The sequence below is a fragment of the Domibacillus iocasae genome, from assembly GCF_001750285.1.
Lineage (GTDB): Bacteria > Bacillota > Bacilli > Bacillales > Domibacillaceae > Domibacillus > Domibacillus iocasae.
Map to the genome: position 1 here is coordinate 73,508 of NZ_MAMP01000006.1, position 23,684 is coordinate 97,191.

Sequence of the window (23,684 nt, forward strand, 5' to 3'; positions counted from 1 at the left end):
ACAGGAAAAAGAGCAGGGAAAAACTTAAATTATTCAGGAGGCGTACTAGACCGAAATAAAATTTCAAAGCTGAAAACGTGCTTTTACTCAAAAAATTCATTGTAAATATTAAGCGATGTTGTATTTTTATAATTTTCACTATACAATGAGTGTAGCAAAATGCAACGGTTATATAGCTTTCGGAAAAGAGGCGTAAGTATGGCAAGAATTTTAGTGGTTGCTCCTTATGAAGGATTGAAGGATTTATTTCTTGAAGTGGCCAGTGGGTTAAAAAAGGACGTACATATAGAGGTTGGAGATCTTTATAAAGGGCTGTCAATTGCAAAAGAGCTGGAGAATGAAGGGTATGATGTTATCATAAGCCGGGGCGCAACGGCTCATCTTCTTCGAAAACATTGTTCCCTGCCCGTCGTTGAAGTGAAAATTACTGGCTATGACATTCTTAGAACATTGACTCTTTTAAGAGGTTATTCAGGGAAAATAGGCTTAATGAGCTATTTTAATACGATTCAAGGAGCAGATGTCATTGGAACGCTGCTGGAAATGAATTTATCCTTCTTTCCAATTAACGAAGAAAATGAAATTGAAATTGGTATCAAAAAAGCGCTTAAAGAAGACGTTCAGGTTATTATCGGTGACGTTATTACAACATCTGTTGCTACTTCATTCGGATTGAATGCCATTCTTATTGCATCAGGTCGAGAAGCGGTAGAGGATTCTATCTATGAAGCAGAACAAATAGATTTTTATACAAAGAACGAAAAAGTAAACCGTGAATTTTTTGAAAGTGTCATAAAAGGATATCCGGAAGGTCTTGTTGGCATTGACAGCCATGGGGATATTCAAATGCTTAATGATAAAGCAGAGAAGTTTCTTGGTTTAAAAGAATCAGAGATAAAGGGCCAAAAGTTGATCAAGGTTATACCACAGCTGTATAGAGAGGATTTGTTTCGTTCTAATCTGGAACTCACTGAGACAATTTGTATCCTTGGAGGAGAACAATATGTTCTAAGAAGGCTTCCACTGAAACGCCAAGGAAATATGTTAGGAGATATTTTGATTTTAGAAGAAACGAAAGAGGTTCAAAGGATTGAAAGTCGAATTAGACGCAGTTTATTTACTCATTCTGCACAGCCTAAAATGCACTTTAATAATTTAGTAGCAATAAATGAGGAAATGAAACGGCAAATCAGTGCAGCTAATGAACTCAGTAAAACGAATACTCGAATTCTTATTTACGGCGAGCCGGGGACTGGAAAACAAAGTCTTGCACAAGCCATTCACAACGAAAGCGCCCAGAAAGATTTTCCTTTTGTTTTTTTGAATTGTGAAGCGTATTCAGAACAGCAACTGGAAAAAGAAATCTTTGGTTTTGAGGGAGCGGAGCAGAAGCAAGGGGTATTTGAAGCTGCACACAACGGAACACTTTTTATTGATGCCATTGGCCAGCTTCCACTGTCGATCCAGGCGAAATTAATAAATGTACTGACAGAAAACAAGGTGACGCGCATTAATGGAACACATGCCATTCCGGTAAATGTCCGGATTATTTCTGCTAATTCTTTTAACTTAAACAGCAAATTAGAGACAGGGCAATTTCGTGAAGATTTGTTTCATCTTATAAATGGAGCCACTCTGTTGATCCCGCCGCTGCGGAATCGACCTGAGGATATGTCTGAATTAGTTCTCTGGTTTATCGCATCTTTTAATGCGAGGCTTGGCAAGCAGATTGTCGGGGTCCGTCCAGAGGTAATGAATCAGTTAAAAAAAGCAAAATGGCCAGGGAATATTCAGCAATTAAAAAACATTATAGAAAGAATGTGTATGGAAACCACAGGCTCTTTTATTGAAAAAAATGATGTGGGCAAGATTTTAGATGAGTTATTTTTAAAAAATGATAATAGTGACCTTACTAGCTCTTTAATTAACATAAACAATAAAACATTAGGCGAACTTGAAAAAGAAATTATTAATCAAGTGATGGAAGAAGAAGGGTTCAATCAGTCGCGCGCCGCAAAAAGGCTCGGAATTAATCGATCAACTTTATGGCGGAAAATTAAAGAAGAAACAAAAAATAACGAATGAAAATTCGTTATTTTTTTGTGTTTCTAAATAAAACAAAAAGCAACAAAAAAACAGAAATGTATCAAAATTAAACATTTTTTATAAAATTTTCGAGAAATGTATTGTAATATGCAACATGCTGATATATGATAATTGCAGAAAGTAGCAAAAAATGAAAACGTTTTAAAAGATGGCAGGTGATAAATGAAGTGAGCAGTTTATTAATTATTGCAGATGATTTGACAGGGGCTAATGATGCAGGCGTCCAGTTTGCAAAAAAAGGATTTTGCACAATTTCTCTATTAAGAACTGAAAAAATTGATAAGCAGAATGTGGCAGACGTCGTCGTCATAAATGCAGAAACAAGGTCATTGAGCGCAGAGCAAGCTTTCCAGAAAATAAAAAATATTTCAGAATATTTGACCATTTATTCATTTCCTCATGTGTATAAAAAAATTGACTCAACATTGCGCGGGAACATTGGAATAGAAATTGATGCATTATTGGACAGTAATTTATTTGATATAGCAATTGTTCTTCCTGCTTATCCAAAAAACGGAAGAGTGACGGTGGGCGGGTACCACATTGTTAATGGCTGTCTGCTGGAAGATTCAGAAATAGCAAAGGACCCGAAATGCCCTGTGGAAACTTCACATATCCCAACATTGATTGGCAGTCAGAGCAGCAGGAAAATCAGTCATCTAGACATTAATCAAATTAGAAAAAACGAAATTGTAGAGCACATACACAGGAGCCTTCAGCGAAATGAAAAGATTATTGTGTGTGACGGTTTTTTACAATCTGATTTGATAACGGTTACAAACGCTGTGGGGAAAAGTGGCTTGAAAGTCCTTTGGGTGGGCTCTGCTGGTTTAGCCGAAAGCTTTGCGGAAACATTTGAACAAAAACCGAGTTGCATACAAGGAAAATTAAATAGAAAGACGAAAGAAACATTTTCTGTTTTGACGATTGCGGGAAGTGTAAGCGCTATCACCAGAGGTCAAATTCAGTCTCTTGCATCTCAAGATCGTGTACAGATTGTTGCGGCTGAGCCTCTAAATTTAGTAAACCATGAACTTCGAGAAAAAGAGATGAAACAAATGGTCGAAGAGATTATTGATGTATTGAAAAAGGGATATGCCCCTGTTTTAACAACAAATGATTCTGAGGAAATAAGGCAGCAGCTGCAAAAGTGGAATGGTAAAAATGGAATGGAGATCGGGAATATGATTGCTTTATCACTCGGTCAAATTGCGGCTTCTGTTTTAGATGATTGTGAGGTTTCAGGTCTTATACTTACCGGCGGCGATATCGCATACCGCACATTTGAACAGCTGGGTGTGGAGAGTCTTCAAATTGTTGATGAGGCAGAAGAAGGGATTCCATTTTGTGAAATATTAGATGGGACATTAAAAGGCTTGCCTGTTGTCACAAAGGCAGGAGCATTTGGAAATCCGCACTCCTTAGTGAATGCGATGAATAAAATGAACGATTTATCATAGGGAGGTCAAAGAAATGAAAAAGTTTTTAGGCGTAATGGCAGTATCATCAATGGTTTTGTTATCAGCTTGCAGCGGTGGAGGTTCGACAAGTAGTGAAATTTCCTCGTATCGTTAAAGTCAAGCAGCATTTTCAAGGTCCCGTTGTGGAAAACATTGAGGCAGAAATTGCACAGCAACTTGCCCGTGTGAAGCTTGCTCAAAAAGTAAAACCGGGAATGAGAATTGCGATTACAGCAGGGAGCCGCGGCATTGCGAATATTGCAGAGATTATCCGGGCGTGTGCAGATGAACTGAAACAATTGGGAGCAGAACCCTTTATCGTACCGACGATGGGCAGTCACGGCGGGGCTACAGCAGAAGGACAGGTTGAAGTGCTGAACAGCCTGGGTATTACAGAAGATTTCTGTGGTGCCCCAATTCTTTCCTCGATGGATGTCGTGCATGTAGGCGATACACCGGATGGCATGTCTGTGCACATCGATCAAAACGCATGGGAAGCAGACGGTATTATTTTAATGGGACGCGTCAAAGTACACACCGATTTTAAATCACCTATTGGCATTGAAAGCGGCTTGATGAAAATGGCTGCCATTGGTCTTGGCAAACATAAGCAGGCATTGCTTATTCATAGCCATGGTGTGCATGGAATTCGAGATATTATGCCAGAAGTGGCGAACGTGTTGTTCGAGAAAACAAAGATTTTATGCGGAGTCGCGATTTTAGAAAATGCATTTGAGCAGACAGCCATTTTGGAAGCGATCCCGACCGAGTCCATTCAAAAAAGGGAAGCGGAGCTGCTTGAAACGTCAGCAGCGCTTATGCCGAGGCTCCCTGTAGAGGACATTGATGTTCTCGTTGTAGACGAAATCGGCAAAAACTACAGCGGAACCGGGATGGATACGAATATTATCGGCCGAATCCGCATTCTTGGTGTTGAGGAGCCGGTATCTCCTCGTATTAAATACATTGTAGCCAGTAATGTAAGTGAGGAATCACATGGAAATGCACTCGGTATTGGTCTTGCAGATTTAACGACAAAGCGGCTATTTGATCAAGTAAACCATCAAAAAATGAATGAAAATGTGATCACAAGTACATTTCTCAGTCGGGCAATGATACCAATTGTTATGGAAAATGATCGTGAAGCGATAACAGCGGCAACTCGCGCCAATTGGGGAATTGAATCGGAAAATATGCGATTTATGCGCATTCCAAATACGCTTCATCTCGAATATTTATATGTGTCGGAATCGTTGCTTCCTGAGATCGCTAACCTGGATCACATTGAAATTATAGGTGAGCCAGAAGAAATCGTTTTTGATGAAAATGGGTATTTTCCAAAATGGAGTCATGAATAAAAATGGAGGGATGATATAAATGAGTAATTCACAAGTGAGTACATACGGTCAATATATTAATGGTGAATGGCATACGTCACAAGAAACACTCCCTGTGATCAATAAATTTACAGGAGAGGAATATGCACATATCGGAAAAGCATCACGTGAAGAAGTGGATCAAGCGGTAACAAATGCACTTGAAACATTCCGCACGAAAAAGCTGAGCCCTTATGAGAGATATGAGATTTTAATGCGGGCTGCTGACATTTTTAAAGAACGCAAAGAGGAGCTTGCGCTTATTCTTGTTCGGGAAGTCGGGAAAGTTTTGAAAGATGCACGCGCTGAAATTGACCGCGGCATCCAAACGTTTATTGCATCGGCAGAAGAAGCGAAACGAATCGCTGGCACAGGAATTCCGCTTGGACAGCCTGGCAACGATGGAAAGCTTGCTTTTACTGTGCGTGTCCCGGTTGGCGTTGTTGCAGCGATTACACCATTTAATTTCCCGTTTAATCTTACTGTTCATAAAATCGGGCCTGCTATTGCGGCAGGAAATACGATTGTCTTAAAACCAGCTGAGGTAACGCCGATTATCGCCTGCAAAATGACAGAAATTTTAACAGAAGCGGGCTTGCCGGCAGGATTCTTTAACGTGGTTAATGGTCTTGGCCGTGAAACGGGACAATATTTATTGGAAGATGAAAGAATCGCCCATTTCACATTTACAGGAAGCCCCGGGGTAGGACGCCATATTAAGAGCACAACAGGACTCCGCCGATTGACATTGGAACTTGGAAACAACTCTCCTAACATTGTACATAATGATGCACCTGATCTTGATAAAGCAGCAGAACTATGCGTAACACGGGGATATTCAAATGCCGGACAAGCCTGCATTTCTGTGCAGCGTGTGTATGTTCACGAGGATGTATACGAGTCGTTCGTAGAGAAAGCGGTAAAGGTTGCCGGTTCACTGCGTGTAGGCAATCCGGAAGATCCGGAAACGGACATCGGACCGATGATTTCTGAAAAAGAAGCAATGCGTGCAGAAGAATGGATTCGTGAAGCTGAAGAACAGGGTGCAAAAGTGCTCTTTGGGGGACAGCGAAATGGCAGCATCCTTGACGCATCCATTCTAGCGGATGTGAAGCCGGATATGAAAGTAGTGTGTCAGGAAGTATTTGCGCCGGTTATTACGATTATTCCTTTTTCAGAAATTCAAGATGCATTTGATCAAGCAAATGACAGCCGTTTTGGCTTGCAGGCTGGATTATTTACATCAAATATTCAGTTAGCTATGCGTGCTGCACTCGAGCTGGAATTTGGCGGAGTCATCATTAATGATGTATCTACGTACCGGGCAGATGTTATGCCGTATGGCGGTGTAAAAGACAGCGGCTTTGGTAAAGAAGGTCCTCGTTATGCGGTACAGGAAATGACAGACGAAAAAATCGTTGTAATTAATTTATAAGGAGAATGAAAAATGAGAAATATTTGGGAATTTTTCTCCACAGAGAGAATTGTATTTGGCAATGGAGCGGTACAGCAGCTTGATTCTATTTTAAAACGATTAAATGCAAAAAATGTTTTATTGGTCACGGATCCAGGGATTGTCAACGCAGGCATTGCGGATCGGATTATTACCCTTCTGAAAGACGCTGATTATAACGTGGTGGTATATGATAAAGTAGTGCCGGAGCCGCCTGTTTCAAGTGCAATTGAATGCTATGAATTTGCGAAATCACAAATGGAAACAGATGCGATTATCGGACTTGGCGGCGGCAGCAGTATCGATATGGCGAAAATCGCTGCGCTGCTTATTAAATATGGTGGACACCCGCTCGATTATTACGGTGGGGAAAACCAGATTCCTGGACCAATTGCACCGCTTATTGCGATTCCAACAACAGCAGGTACAGGTTCTGAAGTAACATCTGTAGCCGTTTTAACAGATACAGAAAACAATATTAAAGCTGGTATTTCTGATAATTACTTGCGTCCGGCGGTAGCACTTCTTGATCCGGAATTGACCCTTGGTCTCCCGTCATATGTGACGGCATGCTCAGGGATCGATGCACTGTCTCATGCAGTAGAGGCATACACAGCGAAAAAATCACAGTACATTCAAGCAGAAGGAAATATTTTATTCCAGGGCTCACTTCCAATTAGTGATGCACTTGCTCTGCATGCGATTAAGCTGATCGCTGACAACTTGACGCTTGCTGTACAGCAGGGAAGCAACGTAGAAGCGAGAGGAAATATGCTCGCTGGCAGTCTGCTTGCCGGCATGGCGTTTTCAAATGCGGGAACAGCCGCTGCACATGCGCTCGCTTATCCTATCGGCGGATTGGTGAAGTCACCTCATGGAGAAGTAACAGGGCTGTTACTGCCGTATGTAATGAAATTTAATGCAGCAATTGAAACGGAAAAAATGGGCAATATCGCAGATGCTTTCGGTGTAGCTGCTGAAGGGCTCTCGGTAAAGGAAAAAGCACAGGCTGCTGGGGATGCCGTACTGCAGTTATTAAAAGACATTGGCTTGCCGACTCATTTATCACAAATTGGTATTAAAGAAGAGGACATTCCTTCCATCGCAGAAAAAGCATTAGAGATTGCTCGATTAGTCCGCAACAATCCACGGGTTCCGACACAAAAAGGATTTGAAGAACTCTTGCAAAGCGCTTTTTAAAAGACGAGGGGAGTGATGACGGCATGTCAATGAATAAGCCGATAATCGGGATTACAATGGGTGACGGCGCCGGTGTAGGGCCTGAAATTATTATGAAAGCGCTGAAGGATGAAAAAGTGTATGACGCATGTGCTCCATTTGTTATTGGAGATGCAAAAATGCTGGAGAGAGCCGGAAAAATTGTGAATAATCACGCACAAGTAAAACGGATTTCTTCCCCTGATCAAGCGACATTTGAATACGGAATTGTCGAGTGTGTTGATTTAGACTTGCTGCCGGAAGACCTGCCATTCGGGCAAATTTCCGCAAAAGCAGGCAATGCAGCATTCCGCTATCTTGAAAGAGCGATCAAATTGGCGAATGAAGGGAAAATTGATGGAATTTGTACAGCGCCTTTAAATAAAGAAGCGCTGCATAAAGGTGGACATATTTATCCGGGCCATACGGAAATTCTCGCTACACTGACAAATACAGAAGATTTTTCAATGATGCTGTCTGCACCGAATTTAAAAGTCATTCATGTGACGACTCATGTTGGTATTATAGATGCTGTAAAGAAAATCAACCCTTCTCGCGTGTATACGGTTATTAAGCTCGCACATGATACACTTATTAAAGCGGGCTACAAAGAACCGCGCATTGCCGTTTGCGGGATTAATCCACATGCCGGAGAAAATGGCCTGTTCGGCTACGGTGAAGAAGAGGAAAAAGTTATTCCTGCAGTAGAAAAGGCACAAAAAGAAGGAATTCACGTTGTCGGTCCGCTGCCAGCGGATACACTATTTTTCCGAACGGTTCGCGGTGATTTTGATATTGTGGTTGCCATGTATCATGATCAAGGGCATGGTCCTGTCAAAGTACTTGGCCTTGAGTCAGGCGTAAATATCACGGTTGGCTTGCCGATTATTCGTACAAGCGTGGACCATGGTACTGCTTTTGATATTGCTGGAAAAGGAATTGCGGATGAACTAAGCTTAAAAGAAGCAATTCGACAAGGAATTGAACTTGCACCGAAGCGCACTATATAAATTTCACGAAGGAACAGCACATTTGCTGTTCCTCTTCATTTTAGGAGGGATAGCATGAATAAACGCAAAATTGTTGTGACAAGAAAGATACCGGAACAAGCGCTTGAACGTCTAAAAGCGCATGGAGAGATTTACATGTGGGATTACGAGGAGCTGCCAATGCCTTACGAAATCTTATCGGAAGAAATAAAAGACGCGGCAGGCCTGTACACAAACGTGGGGGACCGAATCGATAAAGCGCTGCTCGATCAGGCGCCAAATTTAAAAGCGATTAGCACGATGGCAGTCGGGTTTGATAATATAAATGTTAAAGAAGCTGTACGGAGAGGAATTGCTGTTGGGCATACGCCGGGTATTTTGACAGAAACGACGGCTGACTTAACTTTTGCATTATTGATGGCAGCTGCAAGAAGAGTCGTGGAAGGCTCTGATTATGTACGGCAGGGCCGCTGGAAGAGCTGGGGGCCTATGCTGCTGACCGGACAGGATATTTACGGTGCAACGATCGGCATTATTGGCATGGGGCGGATTGGTGAAGGTGTGGCACGCCGGGCAGCGGGCTTTAATATGAATATTTTATATCACAATCGGAACCGCCGTCCTGAAATGGAAGAGAATTTGAATGCTTCCTATTGTTCACTGGACGAACTGTTGACGAGATCCGATTTCGTTGTACTTTTAGCGCCGGGATCGGCTGAAACAGGGTACATAATGGGAGAAAAACAATTTAAGCGTATGAAGCGAAGCGCTGTGTTTATTAACTCATCACGCGGCACAAATGTCGATGAAACTGCATTGTTCGAGGCGCTTAAAAGTAAAGAAATTTGGGCTGCGGGGCTGGATGTATTTGAGGAGGAGCCTGTCTCTACAAGCCACCCTCTGCTGACATTGCCGAATGTCACGGTTCTGCCGCATATCGGAAGCGCAAGTGTGGCCACAAGAACAAAAATGGCGCTCATTGCAGCTGAAAATTTAATTGCTGGTATAGAAAATAAAGAGCTGCCGTTTGAAGTGAAAATCACTTAAACCGTGGAGGAAAGAGAACTTATATCATGAGTGAAAACAGAAGAAAGCACAGCCAAATGGCCGGGCATTTCAACAAAAAAAATATTAAGCAATCTTTTTTCATTTTTTTGGCGATTTTGTTTTTTGCTATAGGAAATATTTTATTCGCTGTTCCGAATCAAATTATGAACGGCGGCATGACCGGTTTAAGTCAAATGGGGTATTATTTATATGAATTTAACATAGGGCTCGGTATTTTTCTTTTAAATATGCCATTATTTATAACGGCTTTTTTCTTTTACAAAGAATTATTCTACAAGTCGGCTATTTCCATGCTAACCGTTTCTTTGCTGATCGGATTTCTGCAAGAGCCGCTTCTTGCGTATGGCATTCAGAACATTTGGATTGGCAGCGCTGTTGGCGGATTGTGGATGGGTGTTGCACTTGGAATTTTAGCCAGCATGAACGCCAGCCTCGGCGGTGGATCGATGCTTGGAAAAATGTTGCATGACCATTATGGTGTTTCCCTGACCAAAGCTGTTTTTTTTATTGATGCTTCCGTTTATCCATTATCATTATTTTTAATTGGGATGACAGAAACGATTTTCTCATTGGTACTTACATTCTTCAGTGCGCTTGGTATTTATCTCGTATCGAAAAAAACAGCAATAAATAGAAAATTAGCCTGAGAACAAAAACAAGAAACCTTGAACAGTCGGATTGAAAATGAAAGTTCACCTGATATGTCTGCAGAGTGCTTGGCTGCGTTATGGAGCTCCTCTTTGAAAACTATCCACGCTTTTGAGATAGGAATCAAAACATCTTTTAAACAGCCAGCTGCCGGTATTGGACCGGTGGCTGGCTGTTTTAGTTTCGCTTCAATACGGATATCTATCTTTCTTTTTTCTTATACTGTTTAAAACCGGTCCCTCTTTGAAGAAATTCACGAAGTAGATTATTAGTATTTTCGCTGCTTTCACGCTGCCAGAATGACTAAGGATTCGGATCATGTTCAGGTCTTTTTCGAGCAAGAAACAGCAGCTTCATTCTTTTCAAGGTTAGTGGTACGGACTTAAAAATATTCTATGAAACCCGCTCGTGGAGTACACTGTTCATGATTCCATCTGGATGATTAACAAGTTCCGCTCTTAAAAAAGTCAGTGCTTTTGTTGCTTGTTCATCAGTTTAATATTAAACTGAAAGCATGAATGAAAAGGAAGTGAGCAGGGTGCAGAAGCGGGAGCGGATGATCAGTATTCTGGCCTGGTTTCGGCTGTCGCGTTTTTACAATAAAAGCATCCGCCGGTCGAATCAGCATTTGAAAAAGTGGGGTTTATCGATCGCTCAGTTTGATATTTTGGCACAGGTTGGAGCGAACGAGCGCATCTGCCAGCGGGATCTGGCTGAAAAACTGCTCGTCACAAAAGGCAACATGACTCATATGCTGTCGAAAATGGAGCAGCTTGGCTGGGTTCAGCGGAAGCGTGAGTGGAAAACGAAATACATTACACTTACAGAAGAAGGGCGTATATTGCTGGATAACGTACTGCCGGCGCAGGAACAGTTTCAAGCGGATCAGTTTGGAAAGCTTTCTATAGACGAAAAAAAGCAGCTGCTTTTTTTGCTGAAAAAATTACAATCTTGAGGAGTGAATCACATGGAATTTAAAGGAATTCATCACGTATCGGCGATTACAGCGAATGCGGCAGAAAACGTGAAGTTTTATACAGAAGTTTTAGGGATGCGGTTAATTAAGAAAACGGTCAATCAAGACTCCACGTCTATGTATCACTTATTTTACGGTGATGAAAAAGGAAATCCCGGCACGGAATTAACCTTTTTTGAAATTCCGATGGCAGCAAGAAATCACAATGGCAACAACTCTATTTCAGGATTGTCACTCCGTGTGCCGAATGATGCAGCACTTGAATACTGGAAAAATCGATTTAATGAATTTGGTGTAACGTATCAGGATGTCATTGATCAGGGAGGACGCAAAGCAATGCCATTCCAGGACTTTGAAGGACAACGCTTTTTCTTAATTTCAGATGAAACAAATGATGGTGTTCAAGGCGGTTCACCTTGGAAAAAAAGCCCGGTTCCAGCTGAATTCGGCATAATCGGTCTCGGTCCGGTTCATTTAACCGTTCCTTCTTTAAATCCAACCGCGGATACATTAACGCAAGTGATGGGCTTCCGGGAAGTAAGCCGCTATCCGTCACCAGCAGAAGGGCAGCCGGACGTTATTGTATTTGAAACAGGCGAGGGCGGTACCGGGGCGGAGGTGCATGTGGAAGAGCGCAACGACCTGGCGCCTGAACGGCAGGGACGCGGAGGCGTTCACCACGTGGCATTCCGTGTGGAGGATGAAGAAGAACTGCACAAATGGATCGCGCGCCTGCGTGAGGCACGCATTGGCAATTCCGGCTTTGTGGACCGGTTTTACTTTAAATCACTGTATTTCCGCGAGGCAAACCGCATTTTGTTTGAAGTCGCGACAGACGGACCTGGCTTTGACACGGATGAAGAGCTGGAGCATCTCGGTGAATCGCTCGCGCTGCCGCCATTTTTAGAGCCACAACGTGAGCAGATTGAAGCCCGTTTAAAGCCGCTGCCAACAAATTTTAAATAAACATAAATGACACAACAAATGATGGCATCAAATAGATTTAAAAAGCCCGGCGGTGCAGCAAAAATCAACGGATTTGCAAAGGAAATTCCCTAGGGATTCAGGCATCTCCAGAAAGTAAGTCAATCCTCCGCTTAGCCGGTTTGAAGGATGACTTACTTTTTTATACTAAAGTAAAAATCGATACAGCAAGCAAACCTTCATAAATTTATACAAGACTATAAAAACATGAGAGTAGCTCGTATAGACAGCAATAAAGAAAAATAGTATAATCCTATAGTTCAGAATTTTCAAAAAAAGAGGTGTTGGGATGATTAAAAGTGAGTATTACACACAAGAGATCCATGGGCCTTATGAAAGTTATGATTTAGGTGATTTTCAGTTAGAAGAAGGTGGTGCCATTCAAAATGGCAAGCTTGCGTATGTAACGTTTGGTGAATTAAATAAAACAAAAGACAATGCCATTCTAATTCCAACCTGGTTTTCCGGTACGAGTAAAATAATGGAGACCTACATAGGAAACGGAAGAGCGCTGGATCCAGAAAAGTATTTCATTATCATCGTTAACCAGTTAGGGAATGGGCTTTCAAGCTCTCCGCATAATACGCCGGCACCATTAAACATGGCAAACTTCCCCAAAGTACGGATCAGTGATGATGTCCGTGCTCAGCACAAGCTTATTACTGAAAAATTTGGAATCGAAGAATTAGCTCTCGTTGTGGGCGGGTCAATGGGAGCCCAGCAAACCTATGAATGGGCAGTTCGTTATCCCGATATGGTTAAACGGGCAGCGCCGATTGCAGGAACCGCCAAAAATACCATACATGATTTTCTATATGCGGAAACACTAATTGAAGCCATTACATCCGATCCAAACTGGAATGACGGTAACTATCAATCCTGTAAAGACGTTTCAGCCGGGCTGAAAAGGCATGCTAAATTATGGAGTGTCATGGGATTGAGCACTGAATTTTATAAACAAGAAGCCTGGCGCTTATATGGTGTGAACTCTTTAGACGAATTTATACATGATTTTCTTGAGCCCTTGTTTTGTGAAATGGATCCGAATGCCCTTCTTTGGATGGCATGGAAATGGCAGCGGGGCGATGTGAGCAGAATGACAGGTGGCGATCTTCAAGAAGCACTTGGGAGAATCAAAGCAAAAGTTTTTGTTATGCCTATTGATTCGGATATGTTTTTTCCGCCAAAAGATTGTGAAGATGAGCAAACATTAATTCCAAATAGTGAATTTAGAGTCATTAAAAGTATCTGTGGCCACTACGCTTTGTTTGGAGCAGAAGGAACAGCTTATTCCGAGCAGATAGATAAACACCTTTCTGACCTTTTGGCCATAAAAATTTAACATTCAGAATTATTTTGTAATCGCTTTCTTTATAGTCGGGTGTGGGATTTTCTAGTATAGCTTGATACTTTAAGACATCGATAAGTACGGCCGGATACGAACCTGAACATCAACATTCCTACTTAAAAGGGGGAAAACCTTTGAATGCTACGCTTTCATGGCAGCAGTTTGTACTCCACGGAGAAACGGATAAAGACATTAGGAAAGAAATTTTAGATTCATGGAGAATGTGTAAACAATTAGGTATTTCTCATGAATTGGATCAAGTAGTAAGTCATATCAGCAATAATGAATTTGCAAAAAGGCGTGAAAAAAACGAAGATCTGTTATCAGCGGCCGCTCCGGTTATGAGAGAATTATACAGTTGCTTAAAAGGCGGCGGCTACTTGCTTTTACTTGCTGATGCGGATGGGTATTTAATTGAGATGATGGCGGATGCAAAAGCGCAGCGAATATGCGATCCCGGGGGGATTTACCCTGGCGCGAGATGGATGGAAGATAGTGTCGGTTCTACAGGACTTTCTATCGCTCTTAGAACCCGGACCGCTATGGCCACATCAGCGATGGAACATTATTGCACAGCCTTTCGAGTGTGGGATTGTTCGGCATGCCCTATTTTTGTAGATGGCGAGTTTGTAGGTGTGTTCGATGTGTGTCGGGTAGGCCCTGGAAATGATATACGTGAATTGTACACATTAGCGATTTCAGGGGCACGGGCTATAGCGGAAAGAATGCATTATGAGAAAAATAGAATAGAGACAGAAGTATTATCCCAAATTCTCATTCACTCCGGGGATATTAATTTACAGTCCACTGGTATTCTTTCATTTGATAAATGGGGCAGGATGATATACAAAAATAAGTCAGCGTTTCAATTTATCCAATTACTCCAGCAGGAACATTTTTCGAATAGAAGGAACGAGCACTCTATATTTAATTATTTGAAAAATCAAGTAAAAGAGAAGAACGAAGAAATTGTTTTGAAGGGGAAAAGATACCTCATAGAATCAAAGCTATTAACGAAATGGAATCAAGACATAGCCACAATTATTCTAATCAAACCCGAAGTTAATAAGCAAACTTTCTATTCTACAGCAAAAAACACACATCAGGACCAATCACATATTCATAATACCTTTCAAACAAAGAATACTGTGTTTAATAAAACCTTAAATAGAATAGTGAAAATTTCCAAAAGCAATGCGAGTGTTCTTCTTAAAGGGGAAAGCGGTACCGGCAAAGATTTCATGGCGCGGGCAATACATCAGGAAAGCAGCAGGTATAACAAACCTTTTATAGCGTTAAATTGTGCTTCTTTACCGAAAGAACTAATTGCTTCTGAGCTATTTGGCTATGCTCCAGGGGCTTTTACAGGAGCAAACAAGAAAGGGAACATCGGAAAAATAGAAGCAGCAAATGGAGGTACTTTATTTTTGGATGAGATTGCTGATATGCCTCTTGACCTTCAAGCGATTCTTCTCCGTACATTGGAAGAAAAACAATTAACAAGAATCGGAAGTACCATTCCTGTCCCCGTAGATGTACGATTCATTGCAGCATCCCATAAGTCTTTGCCATTATTAGTTGAAAAGGGGGAATTTAGGGAAGACCTGTTTTATCGTCTTAATGTATTTACTGTTCAGCTTCCTCCATTACGAGAACGGCCGGAAGATTTAGAGTCATTGATTAATAGCATGATTTCCTCATCTTGTAAAGAAGCTCATCGTAAAATCATAACCTTCACTCCACAAGCAATTGAACTTCTTAAAAGCTATCAATGGCCCGGTAATTTACGTGAGCTTCGGAATTTTATTGAGCGAATTACTTATCTTCATGACCAAGACCAAATTGACACATTACAAATCCAAGACTTTTTGGATGTAGATGAAACATCCATATTCTCTTTAAATGAACGTGAACAGATCCAATTGGCATTAAGAAAAACAAAAGGAAATCGGGCACAAGCTGCCAAAGAGCTAAATATTTCACGAAGTGCTTTATACCGTAAATTAGAAAAGTACAGCATGTAATTGCTAACAGTATTATTGTCTGTGCAAAAGTCAGTGACCGCTGATTTTGCACAGACTTTTTTCTTTTATCGTTTTATAAAATGTCCCGATGCCCGGACACTGATCGTGCTGCGGAACAGGTACTGCATATAAATTAAAGGGGCAAAACAATAAAAGAAGCTGTAATATCCTTCTATTAAACTCTTCATCCTTTTGGCACACATATTGCATTTATAAAAAGTAGTAGAGGAATAAAAGCACTCTACTAAAGCATAGTTAAAAGGAGGAATTAATTATGGCAGTTGCTGCAGAGTACGAATGGTCCACTCGTTTTCAAGAAGAGAACGATAGAAATGAAGAATTAAGTGCACACGGAAAGTTTTTTACCTGCTCCTATTTATTGGACATGGAAACAAAAAAGATTCTTATTCGAACACATTCAGGGAAAATTGACACAATTAACGTTGATCCTGGCCCGCTTGATCATTATCAATTCGCCATTCGTGCCAGTGCAGATACTTGGAGAAAGTTTGCGATGCCTACACCACCTCCAATGTATCATGGTATTTGGGCAGCAAGCTTCCAGGGTGACATGAAATTGGAAGGTGACCTGCTTGTTTTAATGCAAAATCTTCGGTGTCTCACAGCTCAACTAGAAATTCTTCGAGTTGTTGGTGCACCAGTTTAAATATAATGGATGAGGAGGAAATAATAATGCCAAAAGCTAAGTTTTCACCTGTTACAGGCCGGTATGTCACTATTGAGGTTGAGGGAGATGAATACAAAGTATTTTATTTGGAAAATGGGAGCGGTCAGCCCATTGTTTGTCAGCACACGGCGGGTTGTCACAATCATCAGTGGCGGGGGCTTCTTGAAGATGAAGAGTTCACTCAAAACTATCGCGTTATTGCTTATGACCTTCCTCGGCATGGAAAATCCGATCCGCCGCTTAACCAGGAGTGGTGGAAAGAGGAGTATAAATTAACTGCTGATTTCTATACGAAATTTATCGTCACTCTTTGCGATGCACTTGAACTGGAAAACCCTATTTTTATGGGGTCGTCTTTTGGTGGAAACGTGGCTCTTCAGTTGGCCCTTTACTATCCTGACCGATTTGACGCTGTAATTCCTGTAGAAGCTGCTGACCATTCCCCAGGGTTTTATTTGGATTGGTGGCAGCATCCACATGCGAACGCTGCTCAAGTGTGTGCAAGTGGCGTGTGGGATCTTATGGCTCCACAATCACCGGATAAAGATCGCTGGGCGACATGGTTTTATTACTCTCAAGGATCAGAGGCTTTTAAGGGTGACTTGTATTTTTACTCCGTTGATCACGACCTAAGAGGAAAGCTTGACCAAATACAAGGGGATAAGGTAAAAGTAGTAATGCTTACAGGAGACTATGATTATTTAACTACCCCTGAAGATGGACGGCGTACTGCCAGCCAAATAAAAAATGCGGAATTTATTGAAATGGTTGGTATTGGCCATTTCCCGATGAGTGAAAATCATGAATTATTTCGAAACTATTTAAAAGAAGCATTGGACATTATTAGCGCAGCAAATAAAGCAAAAGCGTAAAATACATGCTCATATCGGATTACTAGCACAAACCATGGCGTTGGTTTGTGCTAGTGTTTTTTATTTTACAGCGGATTCGATTTCGTTAAACGTCCAATGATTGACTGGGACACCCGTAAATGGTGCTCTTTTTTTGTCCGGCGTATTTCGGCTGAATAATGGATGCAGCACTTTTACCGCTTCAGCACGGGTAACTGTTTTTTAAGGCGGAATTCGCTGTTCCCGTATCCGTTCATTAAGCCGGCTGCAGACACCGCGTAAATGGCTTCATTCGCCCAATGATCTTTTGTGATATCCCTGTAGGCCACTGTTGATGGCTGAAGTGCACAGTAAGACGCAAATGCAGCATCTTCACAAACAGAATGCATATAACGGCTTACCATCATCGCAAATTGAGCACGAGTCAGCGAATCAGCAGCCCCGAATGTGCCGTTGGATTTCCCTCTGAGTAGTCCTTGGGCAGAAACCGCCGCAATAGAATCCGCAAAACGGCTGCCAGCCGGCACATTTTTAAAAGGTGATCCGGAACCGGAAATATTAAGATTTCTTGCTAAAAAAGCAGTTAATTCTCCTCGTGTAACAGGCTGGTTCGGCCGAAATGTTCCACCTGTAAATCCATCTATAAATGCTTTTTTGCCAATGGATGAAGTGCCGCGGTATTCAAGAGCAGATATGGTGCCGCTCACCTCGTTGCCGACAAGCAGGATCGGCTTTTTCATCGGGCTGTTCTCGGCCGGGATAAAATCGAAGCCTTCCGGTGCCACGTCGCCGGCTATCTTCTAGCTAAAATCAAGCGTGTTTGTATAATTTAAAAAAACGGGCTTTTCAGGATTGGAAATATCCTACGTCATAACGCCGCCGATGCGCTCGAGCCCGATCATGGCCACAAGCTTTCCGTCAATAATGCCTGTTTTAATTTCTTCGGGTTCCGGCCCTTTTTTGGCACTGCGCTTGTCCATTTCATCATCGTCGTTTGACCAGTTAAAGTAGTCCGGCAGCCGCTGGGCTGTGATGGTTTCAAAATCGCTGCCGCTGTCAAACACCTGCTCCATCGTGTCTGCTTTCCAGATTGAGAACGAGCGGCTTCCTAACGTGTAAATGGCATCCGTGCCTCGATCAGTCAGCACTTCAAGCTTGTCGTATTTGTCTGTTTGAGCCAGCACGCTGCCTGGCACATTTTCTTTCCAGTCGCCAAAGTCCGACACATTCACGAATTCTTCCCATTCCGTTGCGTCTCCTTCATTAGCCGTCAGTAAATAATCTTCGCCATTCACCGTTACTGTAGAAATGGCGTCTGGCATGTAGACACCTAAGAATCCCCTCACTTTTTTCTTTTTAGCATAGGGTTCTTATATAGAATCTGTATAAACATGGTGTAAACGTTTTGTAAAATCAGACGAATTGTCCAGATTTTGCTTAACAAAACAAAGAGCGGACCGATATAAATGAAGAAAAAGTGTAAGGAGGGGGCAAAACGATGATTGATCGTATAGGAGAAAGTTCGGCGCAGGCCGTCGTCAAACCGATTGAAGCAAAAGATATAAAAACAGTGGAAATGGAGCAAAAGCCTGTCACAGAGCCGGCAGAACAAAACACTCCATTAAAAGAAGAGGAGCTGCAGAAATTCGCCGACCAAGTCAACACGTTTTTGCAGCCGACCCAGACACATGTTCAATTTGAATACCATGAAGATCTGCAAGAATATTATGCGGTCATTGTGGACAACAACTCAGAGGAAATTATTAAAGAAATTCCATCAAAAAAAATATTGGATATGTATGCGGCAATGACCGAGTTCATCGGGTTGTTTGTCGATAAAAAAGCATAAGGAGGACAACAATTATGGTGCTTCGCGTAGGCGGAATGGCAAGTGGAATGGACACAGAGTCCATTGTTAAAGATTTAATGAAGGCAGAACGGATGCCGCTTGATAAACTAAAACAAAAGAAACAGACGTTAGAGTGGCAGCGGGATCAGTATCGAGAAATGAATATCTTGCTACAGGATTTCCGTAATTTAACGTCTATATCCGGGATGCTTCATACCAAAAATTATCGAGCCAGTGCGGTGACATCATCAAATGAATCAGTTGTTTCGGCAACGGTTTCTACAGCTGCTTCGCAAGGATCTTTTTCAATCACATCGATTTCAAGTCTTGCCAAAGCAGAAAATTGGGTTTCAGCAGCTGTTACAGCAGATACAACTCAAACATTTAAAGCTCAAGGACTGACTACTGGCTGGAAAGAGGGAGTCGCTGCTTCTCAAACGATTACTATGCCAAGTACGGGATCGGCTAAACTTACACTTGGCAGCGGGGAGACGATTGCGAATACGACAGGCGAGCAGTGGGAGGATATGACTGTTACTGTTAATGGAACCGCCTATACGGTTGTTGATCCCGATGGAACGGCTCCAACAGATGGGCAAGTGAAAATTAACCCTTCTGATGGCACGCTGACTTTCGGTGGAACAGCTCCTGCGGCGAATGCTTCTATTAAAGTGAACTTCGTCAAAACAGCAACGGCTGCCGGAGAAAAATATACAAGCTTTCAAATAGAGACGAAAGGATCGGGCGCAACAGCAGCAAAGGAAACGATTCTTGTAAATGACTCGGAAAACATTAATCAGGTAATCAATAAAGTGAACAGTTCTTCAGCTGGCGTATCGATGCTTTACGATTCCTTCACGAAGAAAATATCGATGATGCAAAAAGAAACAGGCAACTTCAATAGCGGAGGAAGAAACATCACCATTACCGGGGATTTTGCTACTATTAATATATTAAAATTGAGTACGGGAGATGCTACAGCTACAGAAGGAGCAAATGCCAAATTTACAATAAATGGACTTGATACGGAACGTCCATCTAATACGTTTGAAATGAACGGTGTAACGTTTACATTAAAATCTACCCTTAACAGCGGCACGGCAAGCGATGCAGGAGCAGCAGTCTCCGTGTCGGTTTCAAAAGACACAGACACGGTTTACAACAACATTAAAGATTTTGTGGAAAAGTACAATACATTAATTGCTGCAATCAGTGCAAAGACAAATGAAGCTCGATATCGTTCATACACGCCGTTAACAGACGATCAACGCGAGCAACTGTCAGACAAGCAACAGGAACAATGGGAAGAAAAAGCGAAAAGTGGCTTACTGCGCCGGGATACGGCTCTTACAGGAGTTCTTTCTGCTATGAGAAGCAACTTTTCTCAGTCGGTGACAAACAGTAACACAAATGCTGATTATAACCAACTGGCTGAAATCGGGATTACGACGACAAAGAACTACCGTGAAGGCGGTAAGCTCGAAATCGATGAAACAAAGCTGAAAAAAGCGCTCGCGGAAAATCCGGAGGCGGTTGAAGCGTTATTTACAGGTGGTTCAAGTAAATCTCCTGTTAGCGAGCAAGGGATTATTCACCGTTTAAATGCCACAGCTAAAAAAACAATGGATGTATTACAAGAACGTGCCGGAACCACCAGTTCAACAAACCAAAAATTTGCGATTGGCCGCCAGCTTTCAGATGTGGATGATAGTATCACCCGTTTTGAAGACCGCCTTCTGCAAGTAGAAGACCGCTACTGGAAGCAGTTTACGGCGATGGAAAAAGCGATGCAAAATGCGAATTCACAGTCTGCTTATTTGATGCAGCAATTCAGCATGTAAGATTACATTAATAAAAGGAGTGTCTTTCTTTGGCAATCACAAATCCACAGCAGGCATACGCGAACAACTCCGTCACGACGGCATCTCCAGGTGAATTAACACTGATGCTATACAATGGATGTATTAAATTTATTCGCTATGCAGAAAAAGCAATGAAAGAAAATAATATTGAGCAAAAAAATATCAATGTGCAAAAAGCACAGGCCATTATCCGTGAGTTAAGCATTACACTTAAAACGGATACAGACTTGGGTAAAAATATGCTTTCGCTTTATGAATTTCTTCATGAGCGCCTTGTTGCAGCAAATATTAAAAATGATCCGGCGATTTTAAAAGAAGTTGAAGAATTTGTAACAGAATTCCGGGATACGTGGAAGCAAGTTATTCAGGAGAACCGCCGCATCCAGCAAGTCGGTGCCGGCGGTCGGGTATAATGACGCCGGTTTATGACTGTCACAAAATGACAAGAAGGCTTCTTGATTTGCTTGAAGCGGCGAATCAGGACCGTGACAGTCAAATTGAGCAGGCGGAAGAACTGCTGGATCAGCGCGGAGAGATTCTTCCGGGCATCCAGCCGCCTTTTACAGAAGAAGAGCAGCAGCTTGGCCGTGAAATTAATTTGATGAATCAGGAAATTGAAGCACATCTTCAAAAGCTAAGCCAGGCGGTAAAAGAAGATTTGCGTGAAGTCAGTGTGAAAAAACAATCGATGGGCAAATATTCAAATCCATACGAAGCTTTACAGACAGACGGCGTTTTTTATGATAAACGCAATTAATTGCTCCGGTGCTGAAAAGCCCGGTTTTTTTTTGTATAAATAATTATTTGAAAATTCGACAAATTTTTTTGTGGATTAAGAAGGATTATGAAGGGTATGTAAAGAATATTAAAGTATAGCAATTAGTTGAAGGAGGAGTTCCGCATGATGAACTATAACATTCGTGGTGAAAATATTGAAGTGACTCCGGCAATCCGGGAGCACGTAGAAAAAAAGATTAGTAAGCTGGAGCGTTATTTCACCGAAACTCCTAATGCGAATGTGCATGTTAATTTAAAAACGTACAATAATACAAATGCAAAAGTAGAAGTGACGATTCCGATGAAAAATCTCGTTCTTCGCGCTGAGGAACGCAATCCGGATTTATATGCAGCCGTTGATTTGATTACAGATAAACTAGAGCGCCAAATCCGCAAACATAAAACAAAAGTAAACCGCAAATTCCGTGAAAAAGGCGATCCGCAGGACTATTTTGCGGTGCAGATTGATAACGAGGCAGTGGAAGAAGAAAATGATGATATGCAAGTGGTCCGGACAAAACAATTCGATTTGAAGCCGATGGATTCTGAAGAAGCCGTCCTTCAAATGAACCTGCTTGGCCACAGCTTCTTCATTTACACAGATGCTGAAACAAATGCCACAAACATCGTGTACAAACGAAGCGACGGAAAGTATGGCTTAATTGAAACAACCTAAATAATTTGATGAGGAGCCCGCAACAGACGCGGGCTTCTTTTTTGTGTCTGCGATTCATGATATGATAAAGAGCGTGATTTTGCACGAGGAGGAAAATATACATGTCAATTGGACGAAATGATCCGTGCCTATGCGGCAGCGGAAAAAAATATAAAAAATGCTGCGGGAAAACGGAAGGTGCGGCAATTACAGCGGTTCTTGTGGAAGAATCAAGCGCGATCCAGCGGGAATTAATTGATTATGCGATGGAACATCATTCGGCCATGCTGAAAAAAGAATTTCAGCCGCTGCTGCAGTTGAATGAAACACTGCGGCAAAATGAGCAGGTCTTTTTAGTAACGTTTGAAATTTGGGCGATTTTAACACGCACGATCAAGGAAAATGAAACCATTTTAACAGAATTCGTCAAGCGGCGTGTGCCTTCAATTTCACGCCAGCGTACAGCAGAAATTGTGTCATCGTGGATCGACTACCGCTTTATGGCAGGCGTCATTGAATTATGTGACGGACCGAGGTATCAAGTGCGCGACATTTTGACGGATGAAACGTATTCCATTCGCGCGCTCAGAAGTGTAGATCTTGTTGGGGCTTTTGTGACCGGTGCCCTTTTGCCGCATGAAGAGGACCATACATTCTTTATGACTGATTTTCATTTTGAAGCGGCGCATGCACAGGCGATGACAAAAGCGATTGGAGAAATGTATAAAGCTTCTCCATTCGATGATACGCAAGACTTTTTTACACATGATTTCGCCACCGTGATGGATACATTATTTGCGGTTTATGAAAAAGGACATGCAGCTGTTGATTTGACGACACTTGTCTGGACAAAAGAAGCACATCGGGAAACGGCTGAACATATTGAATCGTCGTTTGAGCAGGAACAGTTTGGACAGCCCGTCGCACAAATGGCGGTGCTGCTTTGGAATTATTACTGCGCAAAAGAAGATCCGGCGGTGCGGAAACCTGAAGTGTTTACAGCTGCTTTAATCGGTCTCCTGCAGGCACATGGTTTAATAGAAACAAAAGAATCAAAAGCGGCGATTGCCGGACGCTATGCTATTTCGGCGTCAACGCTTTCGAAACGCCAGAAAGAAATGGAGGTCGTGCTTGAAGAGAAGCTGCTGACAGCCGGCAGCGGGCAAAAATAAACCATATCAGACTGTTGACAAACGCTCGCTTTCGGTGTCACTTGCCGGGCGTGAATGCTCAGGACCTCCCAAGGGTCACTCCGCTTCCCGCCCGGCGGCGTTCCTGGAAAGACAAACGTTTTCAATCAGTCTGCTTTTTAACTTTGTCTACACTCTGACCATATGAGTGTACGCTCATCC

22 protein-coding genes are annotated in these 23,684 nt (G+C 42.1%); 20 read left to right on the forward strand and 2 right to left on the reverse strand.

Translation table 11 applies throughout. The annotated features are described in order from the left end of the window. Positions 1 to 198 precede the first annotated feature (198 nt). The 14 genes from BA724_RS03190 (at position 199) to BA724_RS03255 (ending at position 17,210) form a co-directional block, all read left to right on the forward strand. A complete protein-coding gene (locus BA724_RS03190; RefSeq protein WP_069937243.1) occupies positions 199 to 2,085 on the forward strand; it encodes a PrpR N-terminal domain-containing protein in 1,887 nt (628 codons plus the stop codon). Positions 2,086 to 2,273: 188 nt separating this feature from the next. Further along, positions 2,274 to 3,566: a four-carbon acid sugar kinase family protein gene (locus BA724_RS03195; protein WP_069937244.1), complete on the forward strand. Its 1,293-nt coding sequence runs from the start codon at positions 2,274 to 2,276 to the stop codon at positions 3,564 to 3,566. A gap of 92 nt (positions 3,567 to 3,658) precedes the next feature. Continuing rightward, positions 3,659 to 4,924 (forward strand): nickel pincer cofactor-dependent isomerase, group 22, encoded by a 1,266-nt coding sequence (locus BA724_RS03200; RefSeq protein WP_069937245.1) that lies wholly within the window; start codon positions 3,659 to 3,661, stop codon positions 4,922 to 4,924. Between the two features lie 19 nt (positions 4,925 to 4,943). After that, positions 4,944 to 6,377 carry an aldehyde dehydrogenase family protein gene (locus tag BA724_RS03205; protein ID WP_069937246.1) on the forward strand — a complete coding sequence of 478 codons (1,434 nt, stop codon included), beginning with the start codon at positions 4,944 to 4,946 and terminating at the stop codon, positions 6,375 to 6,377. A 12-nt stretch (positions 6,378 to 6,389) separates the two neighbouring features. After that, on the forward strand, positions 6,390 to 7,595 hold the full coding sequence (locus BA724_RS03210) for a hydroxyacid-oxoacid transhydrogenase (protein ID WP_069937247.1): 1,206 nt from the start codon (positions 6,390 to 6,392) through the stop codon (positions 7,593 to 7,595). A gap of 23 nt (positions 7,596 to 7,618) precedes the next feature. Then, a complete protein-coding gene (pdxA, locus tag BA724_RS03215) occupies positions 7,619 to 8,623 on the forward strand; it encodes a 4-hydroxythreonine-4-phosphate dehydrogenase PdxA (RefSeq protein ID WP_069937248.1) in 1,005 nt (334 codons plus the stop codon). Between the two features lie 54 nt (positions 8,624 to 8,677). Beyond that, complete coding sequence (locus tag BA724_RS03220) at positions 8,678 to 9,649, forward strand: 2-hydroxyacid dehydrogenase (protein ID WP_069937249.1); 972 nt, start codon at positions 8,678 to 8,680, stop codon at positions 9,647 to 9,649. Positions 9,650 to 9,675: 26 nt separating this feature from the next. Beyond that, positions 9,676 to 10,317, forward strand: a complete 642-nt coding sequence (locus BA724_RS03225; RefSeq protein ID WP_069937250.1) for a YitT family protein — start codon at positions 9,676 to 9,678, stop codon at positions 10,315 to 10,317. Positions 10,318 to 10,832: 515 nt separating this feature from the next. Next, the gene (locus BA724_RS03230) at positions 10,833 to 11,273 is read left to right on the forward strand and encodes a MarR family winged helix-turn-helix transcriptional regulator (RefSeq protein ID WP_069937251.1); all 441 of its coding nucleotides are present in this window, start codon (positions 10,833 to 10,835) and stop codon (positions 11,271 to 11,273) included. A gap of 12 nt (positions 11,274 to 11,285) precedes the next feature. After that, entirely contained in the window at positions 11,286 to 12,260 is a 975-nt protein-coding gene (locus BA724_RS03235) for a ring-cleaving dioxygenase (RefSeq protein WP_069937252.1), read from the forward strand. A 307-nt stretch (positions 12,261 to 12,567) separates the two neighbouring features. Next, positions 12,568 to 13,620, forward strand: coding sequence for an alpha/beta fold hydrolase (locus BA724_RS03240; RefSeq protein ID WP_069937253.1), 1,053 nt, complete (start codon positions 12,568 to 12,570; stop codon positions 13,618 to 13,620). 140 nt (positions 13,621 to 13,760) lie between these two features. Then, complete coding sequence (locus BA724_RS03245; RefSeq protein WP_069937254.1) at positions 13,761 to 15,650, forward strand: sigma-54-dependent Fis family transcriptional regulator; 1,890 nt, start codon at positions 13,761 to 13,763, stop codon at positions 15,648 to 15,650. 274 nt (positions 15,651 to 15,924) lie between these two features. Beyond that, positions 15,925 to 16,317 carry a hypothetical protein gene (locus tag BA724_RS03250; protein ID WP_046178161.1) on the forward strand — a complete coding sequence of 131 codons (393 nt, stop codon included), beginning with the start codon at positions 15,925 to 15,927 and terminating at the stop codon, positions 16,315 to 16,317. 26 nt (positions 16,318 to 16,343) lie between these two features. After that, positions 16,344 to 17,210, forward strand: a complete 867-nt coding sequence (locus BA724_RS03255) for an alpha/beta fold hydrolase (RefSeq protein ID WP_069937255.1) — start codon at positions 16,344 to 16,346, stop codon at positions 17,208 to 17,210. A 173-nt stretch (positions 17,211 to 17,383) separates the two neighbouring features. Here BA724_RS03255 and BA724_RS03260 read toward each other — a convergent pair whose 3' ends face one another. Beyond that, entirely contained in the window at positions 17,384 to 17,929 is a 546-nt protein-coding gene (locus tag BA724_RS03260) for an S-layer homology domain-containing protein (protein ID WP_141719859.1), read from the reverse strand. A 123-nt stretch (positions 17,930 to 18,052) separates the two neighbouring features. Beyond that, a complete protein-coding gene (locus BA724_RS03265) occupies positions 18,053 to 18,511 on the reverse strand; it encodes a choice-of-anchor I domain-containing protein (RefSeq protein WP_069937257.1) in 459 nt (152 codons plus the stop codon). Positions 18,512 to 18,687: 176 nt separating this feature from the next. On the opposite strand from BA724_RS03265, the gene flaG reads away from it, so the two are divergent. The 6 genes from flaG (at position 18,688) to BA724_RS03295 (ending at position 23,504) form a co-directional block, all read left to right on the forward strand. Next, a complete protein-coding gene (flaG, locus tag BA724_RS03270) occupies positions 18,688 to 19,038 on the forward strand; it encodes a flagellar protein FlaG (protein WP_069937258.1) in 351 nt (116 codons plus the stop codon). Positions 19,039 to 19,052: 14 nt separating this feature from the next. Continuing rightward, positions 19,053 to 20,879: a flagellar filament capping protein FliD gene (fliD, locus tag BA724_RS03275; RefSeq protein ID WP_083256029.1), complete on the forward strand. Its 1,827-nt coding sequence runs from the start codon at positions 19,053 to 19,055 to the stop codon at positions 20,877 to 20,879. Positions 20,880 to 20,908: 29 nt separating this feature from the next. Next, positions 20,909 to 21,313 (forward strand): flagellar export chaperone FliS, encoded by a 405-nt coding sequence (fliS, locus tag BA724_RS03280; RefSeq protein ID WP_069937259.1) that lies wholly within the window; start codon positions 20,909 to 20,911, stop codon positions 21,311 to 21,313. Continuing rightward, entirely contained in the window at positions 21,313 to 21,657 is a 345-nt protein-coding gene (gene fliT, locus BA724_RS03285) for a flagellar protein FliT (RefSeq protein ID WP_069937260.1), read from the forward strand. Before fliS ends, fliT begins: the two co-directional genes overlap by 1 nt. 144 nt (positions 21,658 to 21,801) lie before the next feature. After that, a complete protein-coding gene (gene hpf / locus BA724_RS03290) occupies positions 21,802 to 22,353 on the forward strand; it encodes a ribosome hibernation-promoting factor, HPF/YfiA family (protein WP_069937261.1) in 552 nt (183 codons plus the stop codon). Between the two features lie 101 nt (positions 22,354 to 22,454). Further along, the gene (locus BA724_RS03295; protein ID WP_069937262.1) at positions 22,455 to 23,504 is read left to right on the forward strand and encodes an SEC-C metal-binding domain-containing protein; all 1,050 of its coding nucleotides are present in this window, start codon (positions 22,455 to 22,457) and stop codon (positions 23,502 to 23,504) included. Positions 23,505 to 23,684 lie beyond the last annotated feature (180 nt).

Excerpts from the sequence above, each read along its gene's own strand:
- BA724_RS03255 (WP_069937255.1), top strand. The coding sequence starts at position 16,344 with ATGCCAAAAGCTAAGTTTTCACCTGTTACAGGCCGGTATGTCACTATT.
- flaG (WP_069937258.1), top strand. The coding sequence starts at position 18,688 with ATGATTGATCGTATAGGAGAAAGTTCGGCGCAGGCCGTCGTCAAACCG.
- BA724_RS03265 (WP_069937257.1), bottom strand. The coding sequence starts at position 18,511 with ATGCCAGACGCCATTTCTACAGTAACGGTGAATGGCGAAGATTATTTA.
- BA724_RS03295 (WP_069937262.1), top strand. The coding sequence starts at position 22,455 with ATGTCAATTGGACGAAATGATCCGTGCCTATGCGGCAGCGGAAAAAAA.
- fliT (WP_069937260.1), top strand. The coding sequence starts at position 21,313 with ATGACGCCGGTTTATGACTGTCACAAAATGACAAGAAGGCTTCTTGAT.
- BA724_RS03240 (WP_069937253.1), top strand. The coding sequence starts at position 12,568 with ATGATTAAAAGTGAGTATTACACACAAGAGATCCATGGGCCTTATGAA.
- BA724_RS03230 (WP_069937251.1), top strand. The coding sequence starts at position 10,833 with ATGAATGAAAAGGAAGTGAGCAGGGTGCAGAAGCGGGAGCGGATGATC.
- BA724_RS03250 (WP_046178161.1), top strand. The coding sequence starts at position 15,925 with ATGGCAGTTGCTGCAGAGTACGAATGGTCCACTCGTTTTCAAGAAGAG.
- BA724_RS03235 (WP_069937252.1), top strand. The coding sequence starts at position 11,286 with ATGGAATTTAAAGGAATTCATCACGTATCGGCGATTACAGCGAATGCG.
- fliD (WP_083256029.1), top strand. The coding sequence starts at position 19,053 with ATGGTGCTTCGCGTAGGCGGAATGGCAAGTGGAATGGACACAGAGTCC.
- BA724_RS03205 (WP_069937246.1), top strand. The coding sequence starts at position 4,944 with ATGAGTAATTCACAAGTGAGTACATACGGTCAATATATTAATGGTGAA.
- BA724_RS03220 (WP_069937249.1), top strand. The coding sequence starts at position 8,678 with ATGAATAAACGCAAAATTGTTGTGACAAGAAAGATACCGGAACAAGCG.
- hpf (WP_069937261.1), top strand. The coding sequence starts at position 21,802 with ATGATGAACTATAACATTCGTGGTGAAAATATTGAAGTGACTCCGGCA.
- BA724_RS03210 (WP_069937247.1), top strand. The coding sequence starts at position 6,390 with ATGAGAAATATTTGGGAATTTTTCTCCACAGAGAGAATTGTATTTGGC.
- BA724_RS03260 (WP_141719859.1), bottom strand. The coding sequence starts at position 17,929 with ATGAAAAAGCCGATCCTGCTTGTCGGCAACGAGGTGAGCGGCACCATA.
- pdxA (WP_069937248.1), top strand. The coding sequence starts at position 7,619 with ATGTCAATGAATAAGCCGATAATCGGGATTACAATGGGTGACGGCGCC.
- BA724_RS03190 (WP_069937243.1), top strand. The coding sequence starts at position 199 with ATGGCAAGAATTTTAGTGGTTGCTCCTTATGAAGGATTGAAGGATTTA.
- BA724_RS03225 (WP_069937250.1), top strand. The coding sequence starts at position 9,676 with ATGAGTGAAAACAGAAGAAAGCACAGCCAAATGGCCGGGCATTTCAAC.